Annotated in this window: 6 protein-coding genes; 5 read left to right on the top strand and 1 reads right to left on the bottom strand. The window is 67.9% G+C overall.

The genetic code is table 11. The features are described 5' to 3' along the window. Nucleotides 1-1,008: anthranilate phosphoribosyltransferase (trpD, locus tag Q7F20_RS10110; RefSeq protein WP_305739966.1), on the bottom strand; the 1,008-nt coding region annotated here is incomplete at its 3' end. A 70-nt stretch (nt 1,009-1,078) separates the two neighbouring features. Here trpD and Q7F20_RS10105 point away from each other — a divergent pair. From Q7F20_RS10105 to Q7F20_RS10085, 5 genes are all read left to right on the top strand, one after another. Further along, entirely contained in the window at nt 1,079-1,717 is a 639-nt protein-coding gene (locus Q7F20_RS10105) for a heme-copper oxidase subunit III (RefSeq protein ID WP_031260857.1), read from the top strand. A 21-nt stretch (nt 1,718-1,738) separates the two neighbouring features. After that, nucleotides 1,739-2,548, top strand: a complete 810-nt coding sequence (locus tag Q7F20_RS10100) for a cytochrome c (protein WP_071294687.1) — start codon at nt 1,739-1,741, stop codon at nt 2,546-2,548. Nucleotides 2,549-2,581: 33 nt separating this feature from the next. Beyond that, nucleotides 2,582-3,649, top strand: coding sequence for a ubiquinol-cytochrome c reductase iron-sulfur subunit (locus Q7F20_RS10095; protein WP_305739965.1), 1,068 nt, complete (start codon nt 2,582-2,584; stop codon nt 3,647-3,649). After that, nucleotides 3,649-5,334: a ubiquinol-cytochrome c reductase cytochrome b subunit gene (locus tag Q7F20_RS10090; protein WP_305739964.1), complete on the top strand. Its 1,686-nt coding sequence runs from the start codon at nt 3,649-3,651 to the stop codon at nt 5,332-5,334. The genes Q7F20_RS10095 and Q7F20_RS10090 overlap by 1 nt, the downstream gene beginning before the upstream one ends. Before the next feature lie 183 nt (nt 5,335-5,517). After that, the gene (locus tag Q7F20_RS10085) at nt 5,518-6,477 is read left to right on the top strand and encodes a phosphodiesterase (protein ID WP_305739963.1); all 960 of its coding nucleotides are present in this window, start codon (nt 5,518-5,520) and stop codon (nt 6,475-6,477) included. Nucleotides 6,478-6,534 lie beyond the last annotated feature (57 nt).

The following is a 6,534-nucleotide window of genomic DNA, read 5'->3' as shown; positions in this document are numbered from 1 at the left end:
GGCGCCCGAGTCGATCGCCTCGGCCGCGACGACCAGCTGCTCGCGGAACCGCTGCAGGATCGGGCGGTCGACCTCGGCGGGGTCCTCGGCGAGTCGGAACGACACCAGGCCGGCGGCCGCGTTGAGCAGCACGATGTCGCGTACCGGTCCGGTCTCGCCCGCCAACACCCGGTGCACGACCGCGGCGTTGTGCTCCGGATCGCCGCCGAGGAGGTCCTCGACCCGAGCCCGCGCGATCCCGAGGTCGCGCGGGTCGAGGTCGTGCTCGGTCACGCGACCGCCGGTGACCTCCCAGATGTGGCTGTGCCCGGTCGTGGTGAGTTCGTCGAGGCCGTCGTCGCCGCGGAACACGAGTGCGGTCGCGCCGCGGGTCTGGAACACGCCCGTGATGATGGGGACGAGGTCGAGCTGCGCCACGCCGACGGCGTTCGCTTCGCAGCGTGCCGGGTTCACGAGTGGGCCGAGGAAGTTGAACACCGTCGGCACGCCGATCTCGCGGCGGACGGGGCCGGCGTGCGCGAAGCCGGGGTGGAACGCGCTCGCGAACGCGAAGGTCAGGCCGACACGCCGGAAGGTGTCCGCGACACGCGCGGCGTCCATGGTCAGGTCGAGGCCGAGCGCGGCGAGGACGTCGCTCGACCCGGACTTCGACGAGCTCGCCTTGTTGCCGTGCTTGACGACGGGGACACCCGCGGCGGCGATCACGATGGCGCTCATCGTCGAGACGTTCACCGTGCCGACGACGTCTCCCCCGGTCCCCACGATGTCGAGCGCCATCGGGTCGACGTCGAGCGGGACGGCCGCGTCGAGGATCGCGTCCCGGAAGCCGACGACCTCGTCGACGGTCTCGCCCTTCGCGCGAAGCGCCACGACGAAGGCGGCGATCTGCGCGGGGGTGGCCCGACCTGCGACGATCTCCTGCATGGCCCATGTGGACTGGCTGATCGTCAGGTCGTCGTGCGCCATGAGCGCGCTGATCACAGCGGGCCAGGTGAGAGCGTCGAGCATGATCCGATCGTAGTGAATTCGAGAGACCCGCCAGTTGGCTGCGAAAACACTGTCCGTGGTTTCGGCCATAATGGAGTCTGTGACTAGCACCCCTCTCTCCAGATCCGCCAGCGGTCCGGTCCTGAACAGGCCGAACGCCGTTGCCGTGGGGACGATCGTGTGGCTGGGCAGCGAGGTCATGTTCTTCGCCGGCCTGTTCGCGATCTACTTCACGTTGCGCAGCACCTCGCCCGAACTCTGGGCGACCGAGACCGCCAAGCTCGAGGTGCCCTTCGCCTCGGTGAACACGATCATCCTGGTGCTGTCCAGCTTCGCGTGCCAGTTCGCGGTCTTCGCCGCCGAGCGCTTCCAGGTGCACCGCACGAGCTGGAACCCCAAGGACTGGGGCATGACGGAGTGGTTCTTCGTCACCTACTGCATGGGCGCGATCTTCGTCTGCGGTCAGATCTTCGAGTACGCGAACCTCTGGCACGAGGGCGTGACGCTCTCCTCCAGCGCCTACGGTTCCGCCTTCTACATGACCACCGGGTTCCACGGTCTGCACGTCACGGGTGGCCTCATCGCCTTCCTGCTGACGCTCGGCCGCGGGTTCGCCGCCAAGAACTTCGGTCACAAGGAAGCGACCACCGCGATCGTCGTGTCGTACTACTGGCACTTCGTCGACGTCGTCTGGATCGGCCTCTTCGCCGTCATCTACCTTCTCAAGTAGGAACTGGATAGCCCCCACCGCATGTTCAACAGAACCAAGTCCAAGAAGGGCCGCCGTTCCCCGATGGCGACCGTGTCGCTCATCGTCGTCGGTCTCATGACCACCGGCGGTGCGTACGCGCTGTTCAGCTCCACGGCGAACGCCGACGACAGCACGAGCACCGTGGCGGCCTCGAGCCAGTCGAAGGTGAACGAGGGTCAGAAGCTCTTCGCCTCGAACTGCGCCACGTGCCACGGCCTCTCCGCGCAGGGCACCAGCGAGGGCCCGTCCCTCATCGGTGTCGGTGCCGCGTCCGTCGACTTCCAGGTCGGCACCGGCCGCATGCCGATGGCCGCCCAGGGCCCCCAGGCCGAAGAGAAGCCCGCGCAGTTCACGGACGAGCAGATCGACGCGCTCGCCGAGTACGTCGCGTCGCTCGGCCCCGGCCCGGCGGTCCCCTCCGAGAGCCTCACGAACGGCGAGGACGGCGACGCCGCCGAAGGTGCGGAGCTCTTCCGCATCAACTGCGCGATGTGCCACAACGTGGCCGGCGCCGGCGGTGCGCTGACCGAGGGCAAGTACGCGCCGAACCTGCAGTCGGTGTCCGGCAAGCACATCTACGAGGCCATGGTCACTGGCCCGCAGAACATGCCGGTGTTCAACGACCTGAACCTCACGCCGGAGCAGAAGGCCGACATCATCACGTACCTGAAGTACGTGCAGGACAACAAGTCGCCCGGCGGGTTCGCGCTCGGCTCCCTCGGCCCGGTGGCAGAGGGTCTGTTCATCTGGATCTTCGGACTCGGCGCGGTCGTCGCGATGACCGTCTGGCTGACCGCGAAGTCCAACTGATCGTCCGTGTCGAACGACACTGAAGGGAACACCATGGCAGAGCACGACGACGAGGCACTGAACTCGTCCTCGGCTGTCGAGAAGCACGGCACGACGACCACCTCGGCCGGGACCGCGGTCCTGCCGACGGACCCGTTCGAGAACCCGGGCGAGCCGCCGCACCGCGCACGCCGCACCGACGTCGACCCCAAGAAGCAGCGCCTGGCCGAGCGCCAGGTCGCCACGTTCTTCTACCTGTCGATCGTCGGCAGCGTCCTCGCGATCGCGGCCTACGTCGCCTTCCCGATCGACTCCGACGACTTCGGGACCGTCCGCACCGCGAACCTCTGGCTCGGGCTCTCGATCGCCCTCGCCCTCCTCGCGCTCGGCCTCGGCGCCGTCTACTGGTCGAAGTCGCTCGTGGTGGACCGCGAGATCAGCGAGCTCCGCCACAGCACCCGCGGCACGGACGCGACCCGCGCCAAGGCGGTCGAGGCGTTCCAGCTCGCCGACAAGGAGTCCGGCTTCAGCCGCCGCAAGCTGATCCGCAACTCGATGATCGGCGCCCTGGCGGCCTTCCCGCTCCCCGGCATCGTCCTCGTGCGCGACCTCGCGCCGGCGGCCGACCCGAACGAACTCCTCCGCCACACCATGTGGGCGAAGGGCACGCGCCTGACGAAGGACCCGACGGGTCTCCCGATCAAGGCGTCCGACGTGACCATCGGTTCGGTGTTCCACGTCATCCCGGACGGCATGCTCGACAAGGAGGACATGCTCGAGGAGAAGGCCAAGGCCTCCGTCCTCCTCATGCGCCTCGACCCCAAGGACCTCAACCCCGCCAAGGGCCACGAGAACTGGGGCTACGACGGCATCGTCGCGTACTCGAAGATCTGCACCCACGTCGGATGCCCGGTCGCCCTGTACGAACAGCAGACGCACCACCTGCTCTGCCCGTGCCACCAGTCGACCTTCGATGTCTCGAACAACTGCGAGGTCATCTTCGGGCCGGCGGCACGCCCCCTCCCCCAACTTCCGATCGCGATCGACGACGACGGCTACCTGGTTGCGCAGAGCGACTTCCACGAGCCCGTCGGCCCGTCCTTCTGGGAGCGTGAACGCTGATGAGCAGCACGACCACCAACGCACCCGCGTCGTCGACCACCAAGCCGGCGCCGGAGCGCGGATCCCGCATCATCGGCGGGGTCGCCAACTACATCGACGAGCGCACGAGCATCTCGGGCCTCGTCAAGGAGGTCGGTCGCAAGATCTTCCCCGACCACTGGAGCTTCATGCTCGGCGAGGTGGCGCTGTACAGCTTCGTCGTCGTCCTGCTCTCCGGTACCTTCCTGACGTTCTTCTTCCAGGCGTCCATGGCCGAGGTGGTCTACCACGGCTCGTACGTCCCGCTGAAGGGCATCGAGATGTCGACCGCACTGCAGTCGACGCTCAACATCTCGTTCGACATCCGCGGCGGGCTCTTCGTCCGGCAGATCCACCACTGGGCGGCCCTGCTGTTCGTGGCCTCGATCATGCTGCACATGGCCCGCGTGTTCTTCACCGGCGCCTTCCGCAAGCCGCGCGAGCTCAACTGGGTGTTCGGCTTCATCCTGTGGGTCCTGGCCATGGCCGAGGGCTTCACGGGCTACTCGCTCCCCGACGACCTGCTCTCCGGCAACGGTCTCCGCATCATCGTCGGCATGATCGAGGGTGTGCCGGTCATCGGCGTCTGGATCGCCTACCTGCTCTTCGGCGGCGAGTTCCCGGGCACCGACATCGTCGGCCGTCTCTACACACTGCACATCCTGCTGCTCCCGGCGATCCTCGTCGCGGTGCTGGGCGTCCACCTCGTGCTGGTCGTCATCAACAAGCACACGCAGTTCGCCGGCCCCGGCAAGACGAACGAGAACGTCGTCGGCGTCCCGATCCTCCCGGCGTTCGCCGCGAAGGCCGGTGGGTTCTTCTTCATCGTCGCCGGCATCCTCGCCCTCATCGCGTCGCTGTTCACGATCAACCCGATCTGGAACTACGGTCCGTACGACCCCTCCCCGGTGTCCGCCGGTACCCAGCCCGACTGGTACATCGGCTTCGCCGACGGTGCGCTCCGTCTGGTGCCGCCGCACTGGGAGGTCGTGTGGTTCGGCTACACGGTGTCGTTCAACATCCTCGTGCCGATCGCGGTGCTGGTGCTGCTCATCCTCGCCATCCTCATCTACCCCTTCATCGAGGGTTGGGTCACCGGTGACAAGCGTGAGCACCACATCCTCGACCGCCCGCGCAACGCCCCGACCCGCACGGCGTTCGGTGCCGCCGGCATCACGCTCTACGCGAGCCTCTGGGCCGCAGCGTCGTCGGACATCATCGCGACCCACTTCTACGTGTCGATCGACCACGTCATCCACGTGATCCAGGCCACGACGGTCCTCGGCCCGTTCGTCGCCTTCTGGATCACGAAGCGCGTGTGCCTCGCCCTGCAGAAGAAGGACCGCGAGATCGTCCTGCACGGCTACGAGTCCGGACGCATCGTCCGACTCCCCCACGGCGAGTACATCGAGGTGCACGAGCAGCTCGACGAGTACGAGCGGTGGAAGCTGCTGCAGTTCAACGAGTACAAGCCGCTCATGATCCGTCCGAACGCCCGGGGCAAGATCTCGGCCGCGCAGAAGGTCCGCGCCAGCATGTCGCGCTTCTTCTTCGAGGACCGCATCACGCCGGTGTCGAAGGCCGAGCTCGAGGCTGCGCACGCCGCGCACCACGGGCCGGAGCTCGGTGCCGGTCACGAGGCCCCCGCGGTCGAGTCCAAGCACTAGGCGAGCCGCTCGCGGACCGTCCGCTCGTCGAAACCCCCGTCACTTCGGTGGCGGGGGTTTCGTCGTGCGTGCGGGAACACGCCGCGCTGCGTTCACGTTCGATTCACCGACACGTGCTGGACTCGTCCAGGACGGTGTGGCACTGTGTTGCACCACGCACCCGACCAACGGAATGAGACCCCGATGGACAGCCGGACGGCCGAACACCCCAGGCCGAACCACTTCCTGCTCCACCTCAGCGACACCCATCTCGTGGCGGGTGACGGTGACCTCTACGGAGACGTCGACGCAGCCGCCCGGCTCGGCGAGATCATCGCGGACATCGAGTCATCAGGGACGCACCCCGAGGCGATCGTCGTCACCGGTGACGTCGCCGACAAGGGCGAGCCCGGCGCCTACGCCCGCATCCGCGACATCGTCGAGCCGGCCGCGCAGCGCATCGGTGCTCAGGTCATCTGGGCGATGGGCAACCACGACGAGCGCGGTGCCTTCCGGCAGGGGCTGTTCGGCCTCCAACCGACCGACCGCCCGGTCGACTTCGTCTACGACGTGAACGGTCTCCGCGTGATCACCCTCGACACGAGCGTGCCCGGAGCCCACCACGGCGAGGTCTCCCCCGAGCAGCTCGACTGGCTCGCCGAGGTCCTGTCCGAACAGGCGCCGCACGGCACCATCCTGGCGATGCACCACCCGCCGGTGCCGAGCGTGCAGGACCTCGCGGTCCTCGTGGAGCTCCGTGACCAGGACGCCCTCGCCGAGGTGCTCGAGGGCAGCGACGTCATCGCGATCATCGCCGGCCACCTGCACTACTCGACGAGCGCGGTCTTCGCCGGGATCCCCGTCTCGGTGGCGAGTGCGACGTGCTACACCCAGGACCTCACCGAGTACCAGGGTGGCACCCGCGGGCAGGACGGCGCGCAGTCGTTCAACCTGGTCCACGTCTACGGCCGCAACGTGGTGCACTCGGTCGTCCCGATCGGGCACTACGCCACGGTAGGCGAACCGGTGTCGTCGGTCCAGACCGAGGCGCGACTCGCTGCCGCTGGCGTGACGATCCCGGCGGCGGTCGAGCCCGCGCCGGTGACGTCGAGCATCCCCGTGTTCACGCTCGACTCGGTACCGGTCTCCCCCGTCCACCGATAGGTCGCCGTGGCACCCGCCGCGTTCCGGTCGGTGCCGGGAGGCGCGGGTCGTCTTGGT

Origin of the sequence: Curtobacterium sp. A7_M15 (assembly GCF_030705415.1) — a bacterium.
Lineage (GTDB): Bacteria > Actinomycetota > Actinomycetes > Actinomycetales > Microbacteriaceae > Curtobacterium.
This window is presented reverse-complemented; position numbering and strand designations above follow the sequence as displayed.